Annotated in this window: 24 protein-coding genes, 2 tRNA genes and 2 pseudogenes; 19 read left to right on the top strand and 9 right to left on the bottom strand. The window is 50.6% G+C overall.

Annotated elements, in window-relative coordinates:
* The first annotated feature begins 18 nt into the window (after nucleotides 1–18).
* From fliJ to rcsA, 10 genes and pseudogenes are all read left to right on the top strand, one after another.
* The gene (fliJ, locus tag SK33_RS09600) at nucleotides 19–462 is read left to right on the top strand and encodes a flagellar export protein FliJ (protein WP_003030438.1); all 444 of its coding nucleotides are present in this window, start codon (nucleotides 19–21) and stop codon (nucleotides 460–462) included.
* Nucleotides 459–1673: a flagellar hook length control protein FliK gene (gene fliK, locus SK33_RS09595; RefSeq protein ID WP_048218011.1), complete on the top strand. Its 1215-nt coding sequence runs from the start codon at nucleotides 459–461 to the stop codon at nucleotides 1671–1673. Before fliJ ends, fliK begins: the two co-directional genes overlap by 4 nt.
* A 104-nt stretch (nucleotides 1674–1777) precedes the next feature.
* Nucleotides 1778–2245, top strand: a complete 468-nt coding sequence (gene fliL / locus SK33_RS09590) for a flagellar basal body-associated protein FliL (RefSeq protein ID WP_003030435.1) — start codon at nucleotides 1778–1780, stop codon at nucleotides 2243–2245.
* Between the two features lie 4 nt (nucleotides 2246–2249).
* Nucleotides 2250–3254 carry a flagellar motor switch protein FliM gene (fliM, locus tag SK33_RS09585; protein WP_048218013.1) on the top strand — a complete coding sequence of 335 codons (1005 nt, stop codon included), beginning with the start codon at nucleotides 2250–2252 and terminating at the stop codon, nucleotides 3252–3254.
* Nucleotides 3251–3664, top strand: a complete 414-nt coding sequence (gene fliN, locus SK33_RS09580; protein ID WP_003030433.1) for a flagellar motor switch protein FliN — start codon at nucleotides 3251–3253, stop codon at nucleotides 3662–3664. The genes fliM and fliN overlap by 4 nt, the downstream gene beginning before the upstream one ends.
* Nucleotides 3664–4041: a flagellar biosynthetic protein FliO gene (fliO, locus tag SK33_RS09575; RefSeq protein WP_113772682.1), complete on the top strand. Its 378-nt coding sequence runs from the start codon at nucleotides 3664–3666 to the stop codon at nucleotides 4039–4041. The genes fliN and fliO overlap by 1 nt, the downstream gene beginning before the upstream one ends.
* On the top strand, nucleotides 4041–4778 hold the full coding sequence (gene fliP, locus SK33_RS09570; RefSeq protein ID WP_003030427.1) for a flagellar type III secretion system pore protein FliP: 738 nt from the start codon (nucleotides 4041–4043) through the stop codon (nucleotides 4776–4778). Before fliO ends, fliP begins: the two co-directional genes overlap by 1 nt.
* A gap of 9 nt (nucleotides 4779–4787) precedes the next feature.
* Entirely contained in the window at nucleotides 4788–5057 is a 270-nt protein-coding gene (gene fliQ, locus SK33_RS09565; protein ID WP_003030425.1) for a flagellar biosynthesis protein FliQ, read from the top strand.
* A gap of 8 nt (nucleotides 5058–5065) precedes the next feature.
* Nucleotides 5066–5861 (top strand): annotated as a pseudogene (fliR, locus tag SK33_RS09560) (flagellar biosynthetic protein FliR).
* A gap of 278 nt (nucleotides 5862–6139) precedes the next feature.
* Nucleotides 6140–6763, top strand: a complete 624-nt coding sequence (gene rcsA / locus SK33_RS09555) for a transcriptional regulator RcsA (RefSeq protein WP_003030421.1) — start codon at nucleotides 6140–6142, stop codon at nucleotides 6761–6763.
* Between the two features lie 54 nt (nucleotides 6764–6817).
* On the opposite strand, the gene dsrB is transcribed toward rcsA, so the two are convergent.
* Nucleotides 6818–7006: a protein DsrB gene (dsrB, locus tag SK33_RS09550; protein ID WP_003030419.1), complete on the bottom strand. Its 189-nt coding sequence runs from the start codon at nucleotides 7004–7006 to the stop codon at nucleotides 6818–6820.
* Nucleotides 7007–7169: 163 nt separating this feature from the next.
* On the opposite strand from dsrB, the gene yodD reads away from it, so the two are divergent.
* Entirely contained in the window at nucleotides 7170–7397 is a 228-nt protein-coding gene (yodD, locus tag SK33_RS09545; RefSeq protein ID WP_003030417.1) for a YodD family peroxide/acid resistance protein, read from the top strand.
* Between the two features lie 206 nt (nucleotides 7398–7603).
* On the opposite strand, the gene SK33_RS09540 is transcribed toward yodD, so the two are convergent.
* Nucleotides 7604–7789 carry a YodC family protein gene (locus SK33_RS09540; protein ID WP_048218018.1) on the bottom strand — a complete coding sequence of 62 codons (186 nt, stop codon included), beginning with the start codon at nucleotides 7787–7789 and terminating at the stop codon, nucleotides 7604–7606.
* Between the two features lie 77 nt (nucleotides 7790–7866).
* A complete protein-coding gene (locus tag SK33_RS09535) occupies nucleotides 7867–8781 on the bottom strand; it encodes a DUF808 domain-containing protein (RefSeq protein ID WP_169316136.1) in 915 nt (304 codons plus the stop codon).
* Nucleotides 8782–8956: 175 nt separating this feature from the next.
* On the opposite strand from SK33_RS09535, the gene yedA reads away from it, so the two are divergent.
* Entirely contained in the window at nucleotides 8957–9877 is a 921-nt protein-coding gene (gene yedA / locus SK33_RS09530; RefSeq protein WP_003839069.1) for a drug/metabolite exporter YedA, read from the top strand.
* On the opposite strand, the gene SK33_RS09525 is transcribed toward yedA, so the two are convergent.
* From SK33_RS09525 to SK33_RS09515, 3 genes are all read right to left on the bottom strand, one after another.
* The gene (locus SK33_RS09525; protein WP_032949554.1) at nucleotides 9869–10336 is read right to left on the bottom strand and encodes a very short patch repair endonuclease; all 468 of its coding nucleotides are present in this window, start codon (nucleotides 10334–10336) and stop codon (nucleotides 9869–9871) included. The genes yedA and SK33_RS09525 overlap by 9 nt on opposite strands.
* A complete protein-coding gene (locus SK33_RS09520) occupies nucleotides 10317–11747 on the bottom strand; it encodes a DNA cytosine methyltransferase (protein ID WP_048218019.1) in 1431 nt (476 codons plus the stop codon). The genes SK33_RS09525 and SK33_RS09520 overlap by 20 nt, the downstream gene beginning before the upstream one ends.
* 76 nt (nucleotides 11748–11823) lie before the next feature.
* Nucleotides 11824–12516, bottom strand: coding sequence for a phosphohydrolase (locus SK33_RS09515; protein WP_048218020.1), 693 nt, complete (start codon nucleotides 12514–12516; stop codon nucleotides 11824–11826).
* 442 nt (nucleotides 12517–12958) lie between these two features.
* Between SK33_RS09515 and ompC the strand changes: the two genes are divergently transcribed.
* A complete protein-coding gene (ompC, locus tag SK33_RS09510) occupies nucleotides 12959–14128 on the top strand; it encodes a porin OmpC (RefSeq protein ID WP_048218021.1) in 1170 nt (389 codons plus the stop codon).
* Nucleotides 14129–14230: 102 nt separating this feature from the next.
* Here ompC and SK33_RS09505 read toward each other — a convergent pair whose 3' ends face one another.
* The gene (locus SK33_RS09505) at nucleotides 14231–14563 is read right to left on the bottom strand and encodes an EmrE family multidrug efflux SMR transporter (protein ID WP_003839058.1); all 333 of its coding nucleotides are present in this window, start codon (nucleotides 14561–14563) and stop codon (nucleotides 14231–14233) included.
* A 296-nt stretch (nucleotides 14564–14859) separates the two neighbouring features.
* Between SK33_RS09505 and SK33_RS26400 the strand changes: the two are divergent.
* Nucleotides 14860–15039, top strand: a pseudogene (locus SK33_RS26400) (hypothetical protein); the annotation flags it as partial.
* A 27-nt stretch (nucleotides 15040–15066) separates the two neighbouring features.
* On the opposite strand, the gene SK33_RS09500 reads toward SK33_RS26400, so the two are convergent.
* Nucleotides 15067–15156: transfer RNA gene (locus SK33_RS09500), tRNA-Ser, on the bottom strand.
* A 93-nt stretch (nucleotides 15157–15249) separates the two neighbouring features.
* Here SK33_RS09500 and mtfA point away from each other — a divergent pair.
* From mtfA to SK33_RS09475, 5 genes are all read left to right on the top strand, one after another.
* Nucleotides 15250–16014, top strand: coding sequence for a DgsA anti-repressor MtfA (gene mtfA / locus SK33_RS09495; RefSeq protein WP_003030306.1), 765 nt, complete (start codon nucleotides 15250–15252; stop codon nucleotides 16012–16014).
* Nucleotides 16015–16146: 132 nt separating this feature from the next.
* Nucleotides 16147–16222, top strand: a tRNA-Asn gene (locus tag SK33_RS09490).
* A 258-nt stretch (nucleotides 16223–16480) separates the two neighbouring features.
* Entirely contained in the window at nucleotides 16481–17518 is a 1038-nt protein-coding gene (locus SK33_RS09485) for an extracellular solute-binding protein (protein ID WP_048218023.1), read from the top strand.
* Entirely contained in the window at nucleotides 17502–19190 is a 1689-nt protein-coding gene (locus tag SK33_RS09480; protein ID WP_003844223.1) for an ABC transporter permease, read from the top strand. Before SK33_RS09485 ends, SK33_RS09480 begins: the two co-directional genes overlap by 17 nt.
* Nucleotides 19191–19200: 10 nt before the next feature.
* Nucleotides 19201–19884: an ABC transporter ATP-binding protein gene (locus SK33_RS09475; protein ID WP_048218025.1), complete on the top strand. Its 684-nt coding sequence runs from the start codon at nucleotides 19201–19203 to the stop codon at nucleotides 19882–19884.
* Between the two features lie 24 nt (nucleotides 19885–19908).
* Here the strand turns inward: SK33_RS09475 and ldtA are convergent, their stop codons facing one another.
* A complete protein-coding gene (ldtA, locus tag SK33_RS09470; RefSeq protein ID WP_048217363.1) occupies nucleotides 19909–20838 on the bottom strand; it encodes a L,D-transpeptidase in 930 nt (309 codons plus the stop codon).
* Nucleotides 20839–20927: the final 89 nt, after the last annotated feature.

Below are 20927 nucleotides of genomic sequence, written 5' to 3'. Positions count from 1 at the left end.
AGCAGGAGAGCATAGGTCATGGCACAACATGGTGCATTAGCAACATTGAAAGACCTGGCTGAAAAAGAGGTAGATGACGCTGCTGTCTTATTGGGAGAGATGCGTCGTGGCTGTCAGCAGGCGGAAGAGCAGTTGAAAATGCTGATCGATTATCAGCATGAGTATCGCAACAATCTGAACAACGACATGGGCCAGGGTATTACCAGCAATCGCTGGATCAATTACCAACAATTTATTCAGACGCTGGAAAAAGCGATTGAGCAACATCGCCAACAGCTCAATCAATGGACACAGAAAGTAGACCAGGCATTGAACAGTTGGCGCGACAAAAAACAACGATTACAGGCGTGGCAGACGTTGCAGGACAGACAAACCTCGGCGGCGTTACTGGCCGAAAACCGTCTGGATCAGAAAAAAATGGATGAATTTGCTCAGCGCGCAGCTATGAGGAAACCCGAATGATTACTTTACCCCAACTGATTACCACCGACACCGATGTAGCCGCAGGTCTTCAGTCAAGCAAAGCGGTAGATTCACCCGAAGATTTTTTAGCGCTACTGGCTGGCGCATTAGGTGCGGGCGACGCACAAGGTAAAGACGCCCCGCTGTCGCTTGCCGACTTACAGGCGGCCAGCAGTAAGCTGCAAAAAGGGTTGCTGCAAAAAAATGGCGATGCCACACCGTCGGTCAAATTAACCGATCTGCTGGCGCAACAGGAGCTGCAAACCGAGACTTCTCTTGCCGACATGACTGACGCTCAGCAACTGTTGTCCGCTCTCACGCCTTCACTGAAAGCGAATGCCCTGACGACACTGGGCAAAGTCGCGCAGCAAGACGAAAAAAACACTACGCTGAGTGATGACGATCTCGCCAACCTGAGCGCGTTGTTCGCCATGCTGCCAGGACAACCACTGGCTACGCCTGCCGTCGATAGCGCACCAGCCCCTGTTGATGCGGCGCTTTCCGCATTGTCACGAGGCGCGGTACACGGCGCGGCAACTGATAATGCAGACGAATTACTGCCTGGTGATGCCAAAAAAGGCAAAGCGGATGTCACGATTGCTGGCGGTGGTGCTAATCAGGCAAACAACCCGGCATTAACCCCGCTGACGGCGGCAGCGAACGCCAGAACTGAAATCGACAGCACCCCGTCACCGACCAGCATTGGCATGACTGCGGCCCCGCTAAGTGGTTCACAAACACACGCACAACCGTTACCGACGGCCGCGCCGGTGTTAAGCGCTCCGTTAGGTAGCCATGAATGGCAGCAATCGCTGAGCCAGCACGTCACCTTGTTCACGCGCCAGGGCCAGCAAAGCGCAGAGCTGCGTCTGCATCCGCAGGACCTGGGTCAGGTACATATTTCGCTCAAGCTGGACGATAACCTCGCGCAGTTACAAATGGTTTCACCGCACAGTCACGTGCGCGCCGCACTGGAAGCCGCATTACCGATGCTGCGTACACAGTTGGCTGAAAGCGGGATCCAACTGGGACAAAGCAACATCAGCAGTGAAAGCTTCGCTGGCCATCAGCAGTCTTCCGGACAGCAACAGCAGTCTGGTCGCGCTCAAGGACAAGACATTTTTGCCGCTGAAGATGACGCAATACTGGCAACCCCAGCCTCGCTGCAAGCCGCTGCCCGCGGCGATGGCGCAGTAGACATCTTCGCCTAACGCCAGAGGTAGCATGATTATCCGCGTCTTTTCCACGCTTTGTCGTGGACAGGACACGGGATAATCAGCCCATAAGCTGTACCGAAACAGGAAGCCCGTATCTGATGACTGACTCCGCGATTAACAAAAAAAGTAAACGCGCTATTTGGATCCCTCTGCTGGTATTAATTACCCTCGCCGCCTGCGCAACTGCAGGTTATAGCTACTGGCGCATGCAGCAGCAGCCTTCCGCCAGCGTCAAAGCGGAACCGGCTCCACCGCCAGCCCCAGTGTTCTTTGCGCTGGATACCTTTACCGTCAATCTGGGTGATGCAGACCGTGTGCTGTATATAGGTATCACACTGCGCATGAAAGATGAGGCGACACGTTCACGTCTTAACGAATATCTGCCGGAAGTGCGCAGCCGCTTGCTGCTGCTATTTTCTCGTCAGAATGCGGCCACACTCGCCACCGAGGAAGGTAAGCAACAGCTGATTACCGCTATCAAAGAGACGCTGGCGACTCCGCTTGTTGTTGGGCAGCCGAAACAGGTTGTCACCGACGTTCTTTATACAGCTTTTATTCTGCGGTAAAGACATGGGCGACAGTATTCTTTCTCAGGCAGAAATCGACGCATTGCTGAACGGCGATAGCGAAACCAAAGACGAACCCATTTCAGGTATCGCAAAAGAAAGCGATATTCGTCCTTATGATCCCAACACTCAGCGTCGCGTGGTACGTGAGCGTTTACAGGCGTTGGAGATCATTAACGAACGCTTTGCGCGCCAGTTCCGTATGGGGTTATTTAACCTGTTGCGCCGTAGCCCGGATATTACCGTGGGGGCGATCCGTATCCAGCCTTACCACGAATTTGCGCGCAACTTGCCGGTTCCGACTAACCTGAACTTAATCCACCTGAAGCCGCTGCGCGGTACGGGTCTGGTTGTGTTCTCACCAAGTCTGGTATTTATCGCCGTAGACAACCTGTTCGGTGGTGATGGTCGTTTCCCGACGAAAGTGGAAGGCCGCGAATTTACGCACACAGAACAGCGCGTTATCAACCGCATGCTGAAGCTGGCGCTGGAAGGCTACAGCGATGCGTGGAAGGCCATCAACCCGCTGGAAGTGGAATACGTCCGTTCCGAGATGCAGGTGAAATTTACCAATATCACCACCTCCCCGAACGACATTGTGGTGAACACCCCGTTCCACGTTGAAATTGGCAACCTGACCGGTGAATTTAACATCTGTCTGCCATTCAGCATGATTGAGCCGTTGCGTGAGCTGCTGGTGAATCCGCCGCTGGAAAACTCGCGTAATGAAGATCAGAACTGGCGCAATAATCTGGTGCGTCAGGTTCAGCATTCTGAGCTGGAGCTGGTGGCAAACTTTGCCGACATTCCGCTGCGGCTATCCCAGATTTTAAAACTGAAACCCGGCGATGTACTGCCGATTGAAAAACCCGACCGCATTATTGCTCATGTGGACGGCGTGCCTGTGCTGACCAGCCAGTATGGCACCGTAAACGGTCAGTATGCGTTACGCGTAGAACATCTGATAAACCCGATTTTGAATTCGCTGAATGAGGAACAGCCCAAATGAGTGATATGAATAATCCGTCCGATGAGAACACTGGCGCATTGGACGATCTGTGGGCTGACGCGTTAAACGAGCAAAAAACCACGCCCACCAAAAGTGCGGCCGATGCGGTATTCCAGCAGTTAGGTGGCGGCGACGTCAGCGGTGCTTTGCAGGACATCGACCTGATCATGGACATTCCGGTCAAACTGACCGTCGAACTGGGCCGTACCCGCATGACCATCAAAGAGCTGCTGCGCCTGACGCAGGGGTCGGTTGTCGCACTGGATGGCCTGGCAGGCGAACCGCTGGATATCCTGATCAACGGTTATCTGATTGCCCAAGGCGAAGTCGTCGTGGTCGCGGATAAATACGGTGTGCGTATCACTGACATTATCACCCCGTCTGAACGTATGCGCCGTCTGAGCCGTTAATCATGAATACCCAGGCTACCGTTTCTCAACCCGCCGCCGTTCCCGGCTCACCGCTGGTGCAGGTAAGCGGCGCGCTGCTCGGGATCATCGTCTTGATCCTGGCGGTGGCCTGGGTCATTAAACGTCTGGGGTTTGCCCCCAAAAGTGCCGGTACACGCGGGTTGAAAGTCACGGCCAGCACCTCATTGGGTCCACGTGAGCGCGTGGTGATTGTCGAGGTCGAAGATACCCGTCTGGTACTGGGTGTCACAGCCTCGCAGATTAACGTCCTGCACACCCTGCCCCCGGCACCTGCCGATGCAGAAGAAAAAACGGCCTCCCCTGCGGATTTCCAGGCCATGATGAAGAGTTTGCTTAAGCGTTCTGGGAGATCCTGATGCGCCGTTTGTTATCCCTCACGCTGGCAGGCTTGTGGCTTTTCAGTCCCGTTGCCCTCGCCCAACTCCCGGGTCTGGTTAGTCAGCCGTTGCCGGGCGGCGGACAAAGCTGGTCTTTGCCCGTGCAGACACTGGTGTTCATCACCTCGCTGACGTTCCTGCCTGCAATTTTGCTGATGATGACCAGCTTCACCCGCATCATCATTGTTTTCGGTCTCCTGCGAAATGCGCTGGGTACCCCCTCTGCACCACCTAATCAGGTGCTACTGGGCCTGGCGCTCTTTTTGACCTTTTTCATCATGTCGCCGGTGATCGATAAAATCTACGTCGACGCATATCAACCGTTCAGCGAAGAGAAGATCTCCATGCAGGAAGCTATGGAGAAAGGCGCCCAGCCGCTGCGTGAGTTTATGTTGCGCCAGACCCGTGAAGCCGATCTGGCACTCTTCGCGCGCTTAGCAAACAGCGGTCCATTACAGGGACCAGAAGCCGTGCCGATGCGAATTTTGCTACCCGCTTATGTCACCAGTGAGTTGAAAACAGCATTCCAGATAGGTTTTACCATTTTTATTCCGTTTCTGATTATCGACCTGGTGATTGCCAGCGTACTGATGGCGCTCGGGATGATGATGGTACCACCAGCCACAATCGCGTTGCCGTTTAAGCTGATGCTGTTTGTGTTGGTAGACGGTTGGCAGCTACTTGTCGGCTCGCTGGCACAAAGCTTTTACAGTTAGAGGCGCGAAATGACTCCTGAATCGGTCATGATGATGGGCACAGAGGCGATGAAAGTCGCCCTGGCCCTTGCTGCGCCTTTGCTGTTGGTCGCTCTCGTCACAGGTCTTATCATCAGTATTCTGCAGGCGGCGACCCAGATTAACGAAATGACGCTGTCCTTCATTCCCAAAATTGTCGCGGTGTTTATTGCCATCATTGTTGCTGGCCCGTGGATGCTTAACCTGCTGCTCGACTACGTGCGTACGCTGTTCAGCAATATCCCCTATATCATCGGGTAGACAACGTTATGTTGCAGGTGACCAGCGTTGAGTGGCTCCACTGGCTGAATTTATACTTCTGGCCTTTGCTGCGCATACTGGCGCTCATCTCAACGGCCCCCATCCTCAGTGAACGAGCCATCCCCAAACGGGTAAAGCTGGGGCTGGGGTTGATGATTACCGTCGTTATCGCCCCGTCGATTCCCGCCGTTGACGTCCCCATATTTTCTGTTGGCGCGCTATGGCAGGCAATGCAACAAATCCTGATCGGTATCGCTTTAGGCTTCACCATGCAGTTTGCGTTTGCCGCAGTACGTACCGCCGGGGAATTAATTGGCCTGCAAATGGGCCTTTCCTTCGCGACGTTCTTCGATCCCGGTAGCCGTCTGAATATGCCGGTTCTGGCACGACTGATCGACATGCTCGCCATGCTGCTGTTCCTGACCTTTAACGGCCATTTATGGCTGATTTCGCTGCTGGTAGATACTTTTCATACTCTGCCCATCGGCGGCAATCCGGTGAACAGCAATGCGTTTCTCGCGCTGGCACGGGCGGGTAGCCTGATTTTCCTCAATGGGCTAATGCTGGCCCTGCCGGTAATGACGCTGCTACTCACGCTGAACCTCGCACTTGGTTTGTTAAATCGCATGGCGCCACAGCTGTCGGTTTTCGTCATCGGCTTTCCTCTCACTCTGACCGTAGGTATTTCACTGATGGCGGCGCTAATGCCATTAATTGCGCCATTCTGCGAACGATTATTCAGTGAAATTTTTAATTTACTGGCCGATATCGTCAGCGAAATGCCTGGAAAATAATAACCCTTAATTTTTATCCTGTTTTACTAAGGATTGTCCTAATTTTAAAAAGTGACAACATCCACCAGGATATCTCTGTCGCGGCTTATTTGTTTTTGCCTCACTCACATAACGCAACATTCACTTTACTTTAAGATGTTTCCTGGCAAATTATACGCAACTTTACGGGATAGTAAATTCGCCTGAAAAACAGCGAAAGCGTCATCTTGGGTCGTTATTATTCCGTTTAGTTGTGATGAAATAATCAGGTAAGGGGAATTATCGTTACGCATTGAGTGAGGGTATGCCATGTCAACGATTATTATGGATTTATGCAGTTACACCCGACTAGGGTTAACCGGGTATCTGGTAAGTCGGGGAGTGAAAAAAAGGGAAATCAACAACATTTCCAACGTTGATGAACTCAGTCTCGCCTGTGTTTCTCAACAACCCGCTGTGGTGTTTATTAATGAGGACTGCTTTATCCACGATCCTGCTAATAGCCAGCAAATAAAGCAAATCATTAATCAGCATCCCAGCACATTATTTATTGTGTTTATGGCAATTGCCAACGTGCATTTTGATGAATATCTACTCGTCAGAAAAAATTTATTGATTAGTTCTAAATCGATTAAGCCTGACTCACTGGATAAACTACTTGGCGATATTCTGAAAAAAGAAGTAGATATTGCTATCGATGTGAATCTGCCGACATTATCATTAAGTCGAACCGAATCCAGCATGTTGCGTATGTGGATGGAGGGTCAGGGAACAATACAGATATCAGATCAAATGAATATCAAAGCCAAGACGGTGTCATCCCATAAGGGGAATATAAAACGAAAGATTAAGACGCATAATAAGCAAGTTATCTATCACGTTGTGAGACTTACGGACAACGTCACCAATGGTATCTTTGTGAATATGCGCTAAGACGTTCTGACTGGTGGCGACTCCACCAGTCAGAATCAAATAGCGGAACTCATCTCACTCCACTTTTTCCACAAAGATACCATCCTGATGACCTGATTCATTAAAGAACCAGATACCGAGCGGGTAGTCTTCCAGCGAAACCAGGTACATGGTGCCTTCACTAAACTCTTCGATTGCCAGTACCACGCCCGGTCGACGAGGACCGCCGTCCGTTTTGACTGTGACCCGATCATTCACCTTCATAGTTTTCCTCCTGTGGCTTTGTGCCAGTGTAGAACAAATTCCTTTTTCTGGCAGCGCTGTGCACGCGCGATTGCGGGTTTTATCGACGGTCTATACTTAAGTTGTGCGTATCTGATGTTTGGGTACGCTCCCCCGGTATCCTTAACGGTTGAGAGGTATGAGGATGAAAACCGCGAAAGAGTACAGCGATACGGCCAAACGTGAAGTCAGCGTCGATGTCGACGCGCTGCTAAAGGCAATCAACGAAATCTGCGAGAGTGAAATTCATCGCAGCCAGGATGACCCGGAGCGCGTTAGCGTCGACGGCCGAGATTACCATACATGGCATGAACTGGCCGACGCGTTCGAGCTTGATATCCATGACTTTAGCGTATCGGAGATCAATCGCTGACTGAGGGCGAAAAAACTCCCGGCCCTTATAGGGTCGGGATCAAGCTTGCTTATGCAAGAAGCACTTGTAAATTCGTTACACCAGAAAATCTGATGTGAACCAAACCTTATCTGCAATTTTTTTGCCTGACAAGTAAATAATTCTCACCGGAATGATAAATATAACTAATAGGTGAGAGATCACCAGGTTACGGTCGAGCCAAATTTTCAGGCATCCTGACAGAGCTGTCTTCGCTCGCCCAGCACCACCAGTTCATCTTCACGGAATGCTTCCCGTTTAACGCCAAAGCCGTCGTACCAGCGACACTCCACCATTCCGCTGGCATACCCGGTAACGATCATACGTGGGCCACCCTCTTTGGAGGTGACTTCCTCACTGACAGAAAAGACCATACCTGCCTCCTGTATCAAGAGAAACCTTTACACCTTAGATGACAAAGAGGCGTTTTGCATAATCAGTCCTGTAACAATTAGTGCGAAACTCCGCGCAGTCTGGCGACAGCTTTCACCAGCAGAACGACAATCCCACCGATGATAAAGCCGAGCACCAGGTTAAGCAGGGTCGGAAGCATTAGCGAAATCAATGTACTTTGCTGTTGAGCAAAATGTTCAATCGCATGATGCAGCGGTGATATTCCGTGTACCACAATACCGCCCCCCACCAAAAACATCGCCAATGTACCGACCACAGAAAGTGTTTTCATCAGCCAGGGGGCAACCACCAGCAACCCTTTCCCCAGCGACTGGGCAAGTTGGCTACGTTTTTCTGCCAGCCAGTACCCGATGTCGTCAAGCTTAACGATAATCCCGACCAGGCCATACACGCCCACGGTCACCACTAACGCGATACCCGATAACACCAACACCTGATTCAGCAAAGGTGCATCCGCTACAATACCCAGCGTAATCGCAACAATCTCGGCAGACAAAATGAAGTCAGTACGTATTGCCCCTTTGATTTTATCTTTCTCAAAGGTGAGTGGATCCTGTGCGGCCAGAGCAGCCAGACGCTGCTGACGCTCTTCCGGGCTTTCTTTGTGCTTACGCGCCTCCAGGGTATGCAGAACCTTTTCTACCCCTTCAAAACAGAGAAACGCCCCACCTACCATTAATAAGGGGGTGATCGCCCAGGGAATAAATGCGCTTATCAATAGCGCCAACGGTACAAGGATAACTTTGTTTACAAACGACCCCTTCGCCACGCTCCAGACCACCGGGAGTTCACGGTTCGCCCGCACGCCCGATACCTGCTGCGCATTAAGCGACAGATCATCTCCCAGCACGCCCGCGGTTTTTTTCGCGGCCAATTTTCCCATCACTGATATATCATCCAGCAGCGTGGCGATATCATCGAGTAAGGTTAGTAAGCTACTTCCTGCCAAAATTTTGACCCTCAATATTATTTTTTTGCAGTCATAAGTATGAAGTAAAACACGCCATGCTGAAACTGACCTTTCTGGTCAACAAGTTTTTAACATCGACACGTAATTATAAATCTCGCCAGTAAGATAGTTTTGACGTTTACTATGTTGCATCTTTTTATTTCTACCGTGAGGGATTATGCGTTTCAGGCAATTGTTACCGCTTTTCAGTGCGCTATTCGCGCTGTACATCATTTGGGGTTCCACGTACTTCGTTATTCGCATTGGTGTTGAAAGCTGGCCGCCGTTAATGATGGCAGCCGTACGTTTTCTCTCTGCGGGAATTTTGTTAACAAGTTTTTTACTTATTCGCGGGCATAAGCTCCCCCCCTTACGCTTAATCCTGAACGCCGCGTTAATTGGTATCCTGCTGCTGGCTGTGGGTAATGGACTGGTCACCGTCGCAGAACATCAAAATGTCCCTTCCGGTATTGCCGCCGTGGTGGTCGCCACCGTCCCGCTATTTACGCTGTGTTTTAGCCACTTTTTTGGCATCAAAACGCGCAAACTGGAATGGTTGGGAATAGCGATTGGGCTCGCAGGGATCATCATGCTGAACAGCGGAGGCAATTTAAGTGGCAATCCGTGGGGCGCTATTTTAATCCTGATCGGTTCGATAAGCTGGGCGTTTGGCTCGGTGTACGGTTCACGCATTACGCTGCCCGTTGGCATGATGGCCGGAGCCATTGAAATGTTAGCAGCCGGTATTGTGCTGATGTGCGCATCGTTACTTTCCGGGGAAAAACTGACCACCATGCCAACATTTTCAGGCTTTATGGCGGTGGCTTACCTGGCCCTGTTTGGCTCCATTATTGCCATTAATGCGTATATGTTCTTGATCCGCAATGTCAGCCCGGCGCTAGCCACCAGCTACGCCTACGTCAATCCGGTTGTTGCGGTGCTGTTAGGTACCGGTCTGGGGGGAGAAAGACTGGCCCCTATCGAATGGCTGGCGCTAGGCGTGATCGTGTTTGCTGTGGTGCTGGTAACGTTGGGGAAATACCTGTTCCCTGTTAAAGCGGATGCCGTCGCGAGTTCGTCGGAAAAAACATTACAGTAAATGAATACCGAGAGTGTCGATCTGCGCGGTGTCGCCACCGCCGCAGATCCACTCGATGACACGTTCAGATAACGCTTCATCATCCAGCTTTTCGCGACCACGCAGGGCGCACTCCCAGACAATCAGTACGCGCCAGCCAAGAGCCTGCAATTTTTCACAATCCCGCGCATCGCGTTGGACATTTTTGCCTATTTTTTCCAGCCAGAATTCCGTTCGTGTCGTGGGAACTTTAAATAAATAGCAATTGTGGTGGTGCCAGAAACAACCGTGAGTAAAAATCACACAATGATAATCATCCACCACAAAATCGGGGCGACCGGGTAACGTCGCATCCTGCACGCGAAACGTTACCCCCTGCTCTGTCAGCACGCTGGCAAGGCGTTTTTCAATTGCGGTATCGCGGGTGGCTATCGCCCGCATATTTTTACTGCGTGTTGCTTTATCGTGAACGTCTGCCATGCAGGTTCTCTTTCTCGCGAATAGCAACTGCCTGCCTGATTTTTGGCTCCAGCAGCCTGGCCACCGCCGCAAATGCCGGAACGATCACCGAATTACCAAACTGGCGATAAGCCTGAGTATCTGACACGGGGATTCTGAACTGATAGCCTTGCGGAGATTCAAACCCCATCAGGCGCGCGCACTCTCTGGGCGTAAGTCTGCGTGGGCGGTGTCGCTGATTCTGCGGATCGTCAAAATCTTTTTCACCCAGCGCCATATCCCAGCCACGGTCAATCAGGATCTCCGCCCCATCCTTATAATAACGCGCAGATAATGTGCGCGTTACGCTATCAGGGTTACCGGGATACACCATGCCATAGCCAAATCCATTTCCCCGCGCCTGATGCTTTTTCGCATAGCGATAGAGGTATTTCCACAGCACCGGCGTCAGCACATATTTCGCATCGACGGTCGGCTCAAGCAGTTCCGCCAGCGTAGTACGCCGCTGCGGATAACGCGTGACAATATCCCGCAGCGTGAAGTCTGATTTCAAATTCAGATCGCGCCGGAAGCCGACAAGCACGATACGTTCGCGATGTTGAGGCAAAAAATGTTGCCCATCGATAATTTTCGGATCGTCCGGACCGTTATCTGCCGCATCTGACACGTCATAACCCAGCTCGTCCAGCGTCTGCATAATGATGCGAAACGTTTTGCCCTGATCGTGACTCTTCAGGTTTTTGACGTTTTCGAGCACAAATATTGCAGGTCGACGAGCGTCGATAATGCGCACCACGTCAAAAAAGAGTGTGCCTTGTGTATCACAGGCAAAACCGTGGGCCCGCCCTAACGCATTTTTCTTTGACACCCCGGCCAGGGAGAAGGGCTGACAAGGAAATCCCGCCAGCAGTACATCATGTTCTGGAATGTGCTGGCGAATATGTTCTGCCGCCTGCTGGTCGCTCACCCCATCCTGATGGCTCAGCGTGACATCACGAATATCTTCATTAAAGTGATGCTGGAAGGGATCGCAATAGTTGTTCGCTTTGTAGGTGCGCACCGCATGCTTGTTCCACTCACTGGTAAACACGCACTGCCCACCAATTTCCTCAAAGCCGCGACGAATCCCGCCAATGCCGGCAAACAGATCGATAAATCGAAAGGCATAATGCGGATGATGCGCAGGTGGCGTCGGCAGCAAGGAATTCAGATAAGTAAACTCATTGTCGCTGAGGCGATGCCATGTTTCGTTCGCCACCACTCGCTTAAAGATGGCCGGACTCCAGCGGTTCTCGCCAACACCGTTCAGATAAGCAACCAGGGTTTTCACGTCATATATTTCAAGCAACTTAGCCAAAATCACCTGCGCGGCGGCCTTGTTATCATCTGTCATCGGGTTCATGGAGCCTGCTACTGAAAAATTATCCTGCATACATTTAACCGGCCGTAATGGATAACCGACAGATTAACATAAAATAGTGCGGTTGACGTTGCGGCTGTACTGGCGACTAACGTGCTTTAAAGGGTTGAATCGCGTCAAGATCCAGCATTTCATACTCTCCTTTTAACTCCGCACTCAGCTTCGCCATATATGTCAGTAAGAAGTCAGTATTATGCTGCGCTAAATGTCGTCCTTGTTCAGTTTGCATCGTCGACGGCAACGTCAATAACTTGGTCTGGAAGTGATCGAGCGCGTACTGTTTTTCGTCAAGGCCACGCTGGCGGGCAAACGGATCTTCCGCATCAAATAGCGCCACGCCTAACGCACCAGACACAGCAAATACGCGCGCTAAACCGATAGCCCCCAGCGCCTCAAGCCGGTCCGCATCCTGCACGATTTTCGCTTCAAGGGTTTCTGGTGCAATTTTGGCGCTAAAACTGTGCGCCTCAATGGCATGGCACACTGCCGGTAACCGTTGTTGTGGAAAATCCGGGAAATCGCGCATCAAAATGCGACGCGTTTCCAGAGCTGCCAGTACCGACGAACGATGACGCTCAGGATGGTTCTTTGGCAGGCTGACGAGATCATGGAAGTAGCACGCGGTCAGCACCACCAGCCAGTCTACAGTTGCATCCGTACTCAGCTTTTGCGCCGTCATCCACACACGACGAAAGTGAAAGATGTCATGCGCAGCATCTTGTCCGGAATGGTTATCAGCTAACCAAGCTTCAAATTGCGACTGCCAGTCGTGCAGTTTCATGCTATCTCCCTTTGTAGAAAGAAAATCACCTTAGCAACAATTTTCATTGCAAACCACTGCCTGCCCCATTACATAATTAATTTTTATTATCACACCGAAAATAAAACCCACATGAATTTATAAAAACCATAATCTCAATATCAACAACCATATTATATGAATAATAAAGACAAATACTTCCCACAAATAAAATTCAAGTTGCAAATAAATAACTAGACACACATAACGCATTGATTAAAAAATGATTTTCGTGGCAAATAACAATGTAATACACATACATTTATAGTTATAAAAACACATTCAAGAAATATTTAGAAATATTTTAAATATATTTGTTACATGTTATATTTTAAATTAAATGAACTTCATAGATAGTATCCAAATGTAGTTGCTTGGATAGTACTACATATTCATTTTAATTATCATGCAAAGGGAATACATAATGAAAAGAAAAGTATTGGCACTGCTTCTCCCTGCTTTATTAGCTGCAGGCGCAGCAAATGCGGCTGAAATCTATAATAAAAACGGCAATAAACTGGATCTGTACGGAAAAGTCGATGGTCTGCGTTATTTCTCTGATAACCCTGGCGACGATGGCGATCAGACCTATGCCCGTCTGGGTTTTAAGGGCGAAACACAGATCAACGACATGCTGACCGGTTATGGTCAGTGGGAATACAACATTAAGGCCAACGGTACCGAAGGTGACAAAGGCGATTCCTGGACTCGTCTGGCCTTTGCCGGTTTAGGTTTTGGTCAAAACGGTACTTTCGACTACGGTCGTAACTACGGCGTCGTGTACGACGTTGAAGCCTGGACCGATATGCTACCAGAATTCGGTGGTGATACCTACACTCAGACCGACGTTTACATGCTGGGCCGTACCAACGGCGTTGCTACCTATCGTAATAAAGGCTTCTTTGGTCAGGTTGATGGCCTGAACTTTGCCCTGCAATATCAGGGGAATAATGAAGGTAGCAGCGTAGGTCAGGAAGGTTCTGGTAATAGTGAAAACCGCAAACTGGCGAAAGAAAACGGCGACGGTTTCGGTATGTCCACCTCTTATGACTTCGACTTCGGTTTAAGTCTCGGTGCAGCGTACTCCAGTTCTGATCGTACTAACAACCAAGTCGCTGAAGGTCGCAATGATCGTAGCTACACCAGTAAATATGCTGGTGGTGAAACAGCAGATGCATGGACTGTTGGCGCGAAATATGACGCTAACAACGTGTACCTGGCTGCAATGTATGCCGAAACCCGCAATATGACCGCTTATGGTGATGACAAAGGCGGTATCGCCAACAAAACGCAGAACTTTGAAGTTGTTGCACAATACCAGTTTGACTTTGGTTTGCGCCCGTCCGTTGCATTCCTGCAATCTAAAGGTGTCGACTTAGGTGGCTGGGATCACCATAGCAATGGCACCCCACGCTACACCGACAAAGATCTGGTCAAATATGTTGATGTGGGTATGACTTACTACTTCAACAAAAACATGTCCACCTATGTCGATTATAAAATCAACTTGCTGGACGAAGACGACAGCTTCTATGAAAGCAATGGTATCGCAACTGACGACATCGTTGCCGTTGGTTTAGTCTATCAGTTCTAATTACGACAAAAATACGCAAGCCCGCTTCATACCAAGCGGGCTTTTTTACCGCACAGGGTTAAGCTCTGCTAACAGCGCCAGATATCCGACACTCTTTTAGAATTAATGCGGGGAAGATTTCGAAAAAATATTGATAACCAGAACCCCAGCGCAAATCAGGAACATGCCTGCGATCGCCGGGAAATCCAGCTTTTGCCCACTTACCAACCAGCCCAAAAGGCTGATTAATACGATTCCAGCACCTGACCAAATTGCGTACGCAATACCCGTTGGAATCGTCGACAGCGTCTGAGCGAGAAGATAAAAAGCAGTGCAGTAGCACACAATGGTTGCGACAGATGGCCATAGACGTGTAAATCCGTCAGAGAACTTCATCAGGGTTGTACCTATTACTTCAGCTACAATGGCCCCGGCAAGGAAAATGTATGAATTCAAAATCTGGCCCCATGTGACAATCTAAGATAATTATCGTATCACAAAGGGTTAAGTGAGTTTATCCAAAACAAGTCGTGGGCATAACCCCAACAAATATTGCAATCTTGTCACCGTCTTGTGCGTCCGCTCATCGCTCAAAGATAACTGTCAGATTTATTCTCGAGGCTTGTTGCTAATTTCTCTGACGGCCTGGTTTCTGGGGCTATCTTCTTCTAGCATAAAAGCCAAAATAACTTTAGCTACCCTGCCCCTGGTTTAATTTTGAGCCGCAGGAAAAAAACTTGATAGAAACGAGAAAGGACAAACAACTATTCTCAGATCACAAAACTGAACGCCAGGTTGCGGTTTATGACAGAAAAGTGAAAATTTCCCCCACACTGGATCTTCCAGTATTGGGCAAATCAGAACATGATGATGGCGAGCTTTATACTAAGCGAATATATCAACACTATACCAAGTGTGACATGAGTCGTTGAAAGGAATTGAGCTAAGTGTTTGAATAGTGGCGGAGAGAGGGGGATTTGAACCCCCGGTAGAGTTGCCCCTACTCCGGTTTTCGAGACCGGTCCATTCAGCCGCTCTGGCATCTCTCCGTTTTGGCGGTTGCCATGATGCCAGGTAATTTGGCATTTTAACAGACCCCGTTCCGTCAATTTCGTTCAAGTGACGAGTTTGCGAGCAAAACGATGATTAAGTGGCCCTGGAAAGAGCAAGAAACAACCCGGAGTGACGACTGGCCGTGGGACGACGCCCTGGCTATTCCTCTTCTGGTGAATCTCACCGAGCAAGAACAAGCCAGACTTATCGCCCTGGCCGAGCGCTTTTTACAGCAAAAAAGATTGGTAGCGCTTCAAGGGTTTGAACTTGACCCGCTGAAAAGTGCGCGCATTGCGCTGCTTTTCTGTTTGCCTGTCCTGGAATTAGGGGTCGAGTGGCTCGACGGGTTTCATGAAGTTCTCATCTACCCTGCCCCGTTTGTCGTGGACGATGAATGGGAAGACGATATTGGGCTGGTGCATAATCAACGGGTTGTACAGTCCGGGCAGAGCTGGCAGCAAGGTCCGATAATCCTTAACTGGCTCGACATTCAGGATTCTTTTGATGCCTCCGGCTTTAATCTGATCATCCATGAAGTGGCACATAAGCTTGATATGCGTAATGGCGACCGCGCCAGCGGTATTCCGGCGATCCCTCTGCGAGATATTGCCGGTTGGGAGCACGACCTATATGCCGCAATGAATAACATTCAGGATGAAATTGATCTGGTCGGTGAAACCGCGTGCAGTATAGATGCTTACGCAGCAACCGACCCGGCCGAATGCTTTGCCGTTCTTTCGGAGTATTTCTTCAGTGCTCCTGAATTATTTGCGCCACGTTTTCCGGCCTTATGGCAGCGTTTTATTCAGTTTTACCGCCAGAACCCCATGGAGCGGTTACGCGATACCCGCTAAGATGGTCATTATCGCTCAGCAAATGCGCATTAACGCTGAATTTGAAGATTAATTAAGCAATTGAAATGACGCGCTAATTTTACTGTTGACACCTCATGGTGAGGTCAGTAATATGCGCCTCGTTCACACGATTCCTCTGTAGTTCAGTCGGTAGAACGGCGGACTGTTAATCCGTATGTCACTGGTTCGAGTCCAGTCAGAGGAGCCATATTTAAGAAGCCTGCTTAGGAAACTAAGCAGGCTTTTTGCTTTTCGGTCGCTATGAAATCCCCTCTGATAAGCACCCTGCCTGCTCTGTCCCCCCGATACATGCCGCATCACAACGTTGATTAAAGTTATGTAAATGTAAATCGTTTAAACTTTGCAATTATTGTAAGTGCTAGTGATTATCATTTATTGTACGCGAGCCAAAGGAACGAGCCTCGCTCGGTTCACTGTACGTTCCAATTACTCTGGGATATAAACGATGAATTCTCTGCCTCGCGCCGGACTGCGCCGTATCACACTTGCCTCTGCCCTGGTCTTCTCAGTTAGCCTACCGGCTTTCGCTCAGGAAACGTTAACGCTCTATACCACCCGTGAACCGGGTCTGATCCAGCCTTTGCTTGATAGCTGGACCAAAACCAGCGGCATCAAAGTCAGTACGGTCTATATCAAGGACGGTATGCTTGAGCGCGTTAAAGCTGAAGGTAAAAATTCACCTGCCGACCTGCTGATGACCGTCGATGCCGGTAATCTCATTGATTTAGTGGAAGCGGGTGTAACTCAGCCAGTAGAGTCAGAAGCACTGAAAACCGCTATTCCAGCTAATCTGCGCGGTACAGATAATCAGTGGTTTGCGCTGTCGATGCGTGCCCGCGTGCTGTATGCCGAGAAGTCACTGCCAATCGATAACTGGCATTACGAACAACTCGCCAGCCCTGAGTACAAAGGTAAAGTCTGTATTCGTTCCGGACAGCACCCGTATAACACGGCGCTGATCGCCGCAATGATTGCTCATCACGGCGAAGCAAAGACCGAAGAATGGCTGCGCGGTGTGAAAGCTAACCTGGCGCGTAAAGCTACCGGTGGCGATCGCGATGTTGCTCGCGATATCCTCGGCGGTATTTGCGATATTGGTCTCGCCAACTCCTATTACGTCGGCCATATGAAAAATGCCAAAGAAGGCAGCGATGCGCGTCAATGGGGCGATGCGATTAAAGTCGTTAAACCTACCTTTGAAAATGGCGGTACACACGTCAACATCAGTGGTGCAGCTGTAGCCCGCTATGCGCCAAATAAAGCCGATGCCGTTAAGCTGATGGAATATCTGGTTTCCGCACCTGCCCAGCAGCAATATGCGAAAGCGAACTTCGAATACCCGGTACTGAAAGGCGTGACGCTTGACCCGGTTATCAACGCAACTATTGGCGAAATCGACGTCGATAAAACACCATTAACCGAAATCGTTAAATATCGTAAACAAGCTAGTCTGCTGGTAGATAAAGTTGGATTCGATCAATAAACCTCTGCAGTTTCCGACGTTACGCGGCCTGGTTTCCGGGCCGCAGTCATTATTGACGCCGCTACATCTTGGCGCACTGTGCGTAGCGCTTGGCGTTTTGACACCGATCATTGCGCTGATTTGGCAGGCTACCCAGGCCGATTTATCTCACTGGGATAATCTCCTGACGTATGTACTACCTGCCGCACTAAAAAATACCGTGCTGTTATTAGCCGGTGTCGCGGTGATGGTCGGCGTGATTGGCGTAGGCAGCGCATGGGCGGTAACGGCATGGGATTTCCCTGGACGTAAAATACTTAGCTGGGCGTTACTGTTGCCGCTGGCGATGCCGACCTACATTGTGGCCTTTGCGTGGCTCGATCTGCTGCATCCGATTGGCCCCCTGCAAACCTTTATCCGTTTTTTACTGGGTTTTGACAGCCCAAGACAGTTCCGTCTGCCAGATTTACGCTCACTTTCCGGCGCAATCATCCTACTCGGATTGGTGCTTTACCCATACGTGTATCTGACAACCCGCGCCATGTTTATTAGCCAACCGGCCCATTTACTGGAAGCCGCACGCACACTGGGATGCAGCGCGACCGGAACCTTCTTTCGTGTTGCATTGCCCATGGCCCGTCCGGCACTGGCCGTTGGGATCAGCCTGGCACTACTGGAAACGCTCAACGATATCGGCGCATCGGAGTTTCTCGGGGTACAGACGTTAACCGTTACCGTGTACACCACATGGATCTCGCGTTCTGATTTATCTGCCGCGGCACAAATTGCCTGCATGATGCTGATGTTTATATTCCTTATTCTGACGCTGGAATTTTATGGTCGCAGAAAACAAGGATTCAGCAGTCGCAGCCTGCGGGAAATTCAACCTACGCGCGTGCAGGGCTGGCGTGGCTGGCTGCTCGGTGGCGTTATTTCACTGCCTGTCCTGCTGGGTTTTCTGGCTCCGGTTCTGTTTTTAATGTGGGAAAGCGCCAAACGCATAGGTGATGAAAATCCGCTTTCCTCTTCGTTACTGTCAGCATTACAAAATACGCTATCGCTGGCGGCGGGAACCACGCTGGTGGTGGTTTGCGTCAGTATGTTAGTGGCCTGGAGCGCGCGTCATAGTGCCGCCGACAACGCCATGCCAGGATTTCGTCGCGGCGTGATGCGTCTGGCTTCTTTAGGCTATGCAGTCCCCGGCACAATTCTGGCAATTGGTTTTTTGACACCCGCCATGGCGGTCGACCGCTGGCTGGCCGATTTACTGGATGTTCGTGGTCTGCCGCTGATGTCCGCCGGGATCCTGCTGGTAATTTGTTGTGCCATGCGATTCCAGGCGATTGCCATTGGCGCACTGGATTCTGGTCTGGGCCGTATCCCCCCCTCGCTGGAACAGGCGTCTCGTCTGTTGGGTGAGAATGGCGCGGGGACGTTTGCACGGGTCCATTTTCCCCTGCTGCGCCCAGCGTTAGTCAGCAGTGCCCTGCTGGTTTTTGCCGATGCCATGAAAGAACTGCCAACAACGTTGCTTTTGCGCCCGGTCAATTTCGAAACGCTGGCAACATTGTTGTATGCGGAAGCCGCCCGTGGAACCTATGAAGAAGGTGCTATCGCCGCGCTAATGATTGTGTTAGCTGGCACGCTACCGGTTATTTTGTTGGTGCGTCATCAAATGACTCGCCGTGGTTAAGAGAGCAACAATGTCAGAAATTGCATTACGACTCCAGGATGTACACGTTACTTATGGCAACAGCCAGCAATCGGTACTGAGCGGATTTTCAATGTCGGTACATAAAGGTGAAATCGCCTGTCTGCTGGGCGCTTCAGGCTGCGGAAAAACCACGGTGCTACGCGCAGTTGCCGGATTTGAACGCCTGCAAAACGGAGAGATCTATGTGTCACAGCGCCGTGTTGCCGGTCCCGGCATTCATCTGCCACCGGAAAAACGTCATGTCAGCATGGTCTTCCAGGAATATGCGTTATTCCCCCATCTGACCGCGCAGCAAAATGTGGCCTTTGGATTGCGTCGCATGCCGCGTGAGGAACAACAGGCCAGAGTGACTGAGCTGTTGAAAATGGTGGAGTTACACAGCCATGCCAACCGCTATCCGCATGAGCTTTCAGGCGGGCAACAACAGCGTATCGCCCTTGCGCGCGCGTTGGCGCCACATCCGGAAATCCTGTTGCTCGATGAACCCTTCTCCAGCCTGGATAAGCGCACACGTGAACGTCTTGGCAACGAGGTACGGGATATTTTGCGCGCCGCCGGGCAAACGGCGCTGTTGGTTACCCACAGCGAACACGAAGCTCAACTAATGGCAGACCATATTGGCGTGGTAAAAATGGGGCAGTATCAAATAAAAAAAGCGACCCATCCGACCTGAAGGTCACCAGGGTCGCCCTGAAAATTAATAATGTTTCTGTACCAGGCTGATGTTCACCGGCATACCGGAACGTCTTTCCAGTGCCTGGTTCCCACGGCTCACATCCACGTCATTCCCGCTGATAAAGGTACGCAGAGCGGGAGTGACTGGCAAAGGTACCTTTCTGTCAGACTCGTATTCCGAACGATTTCGCGACAGCGGCTCATGCACTTCCACCCAACGACTACCGTCCGGCTCTTCGCTGTATTTCACCGGTCGGTCAATTAATTGTACACGGGTCCCTACAGGCACCGTATCAAACAGGTACTTGATGTCGTCATTCCGCAAACGGATACACCCCTGGCTTACCCGCAGACCAATACCGAAATTGGCATTTGTCCCGTGAATGGCATAAAGCCTGCCGATATAAATTGCATACAGGCCCATCGGATTTTCTGGCCCGGCAGGAACAAATGCTGGCAAGTTTTCCCCGCGAGCGGCGTATTCGCGTCGGGTATTTGGCGTCGGTGTCCAGCTTGGCGCTTCCTGCTTACGCTCTACCGCCGTCACCCAGTTGCGCGGCGTTTCTCTACCCGCCTGACCAATGCCAATGGGTAAAACCTCAACCGTATTGCTGCCAGCAGGATAATAGTAAAGCCGCATCTCGGCGACGTTGATGACAATCCCCTCGCGTACGGTATCCGGTAATATCAGTTGCTGCGGCACAACCAGCGTTGAACCCGATTTAGGCAGAAAAACATCGACGCCCGGATTGGCTTCAAGCATATTGCTCAACCCCTGCCCGTACTGAGCGGCAAATGCTTCCAGCGGCTTGGTATTACCTGGTGGAACCGTAATAGTCAAAGGGCTACCCACCAGGCGACTGCCCTCTGGCGGCAGTGGATAACTCACCGCCTGCGCGCCCTGACTCGCAAGCAGCATAATGAGTGAACAAAGCAGTTTTACACGACGCATCTTTTTCCTTTCCTTCGTCGCAGCAGATATCCGTTAATTATAGCTTTTATTATCTGTTTTAGTGGGTTACGACATATTTGCGCATAAAA

The sequence above is a fragment of the Citrobacter sp. MGH103 genome (assembly GCF_001034475.2).
GTDB lineage: Bacteria > Pseudomonadota > Gammaproteobacteria > Enterobacterales > Enterobacteriaceae > Citrobacter > Citrobacter freundii.
This window is presented reverse-complemented; position numbering and strand designations above follow the sequence as displayed.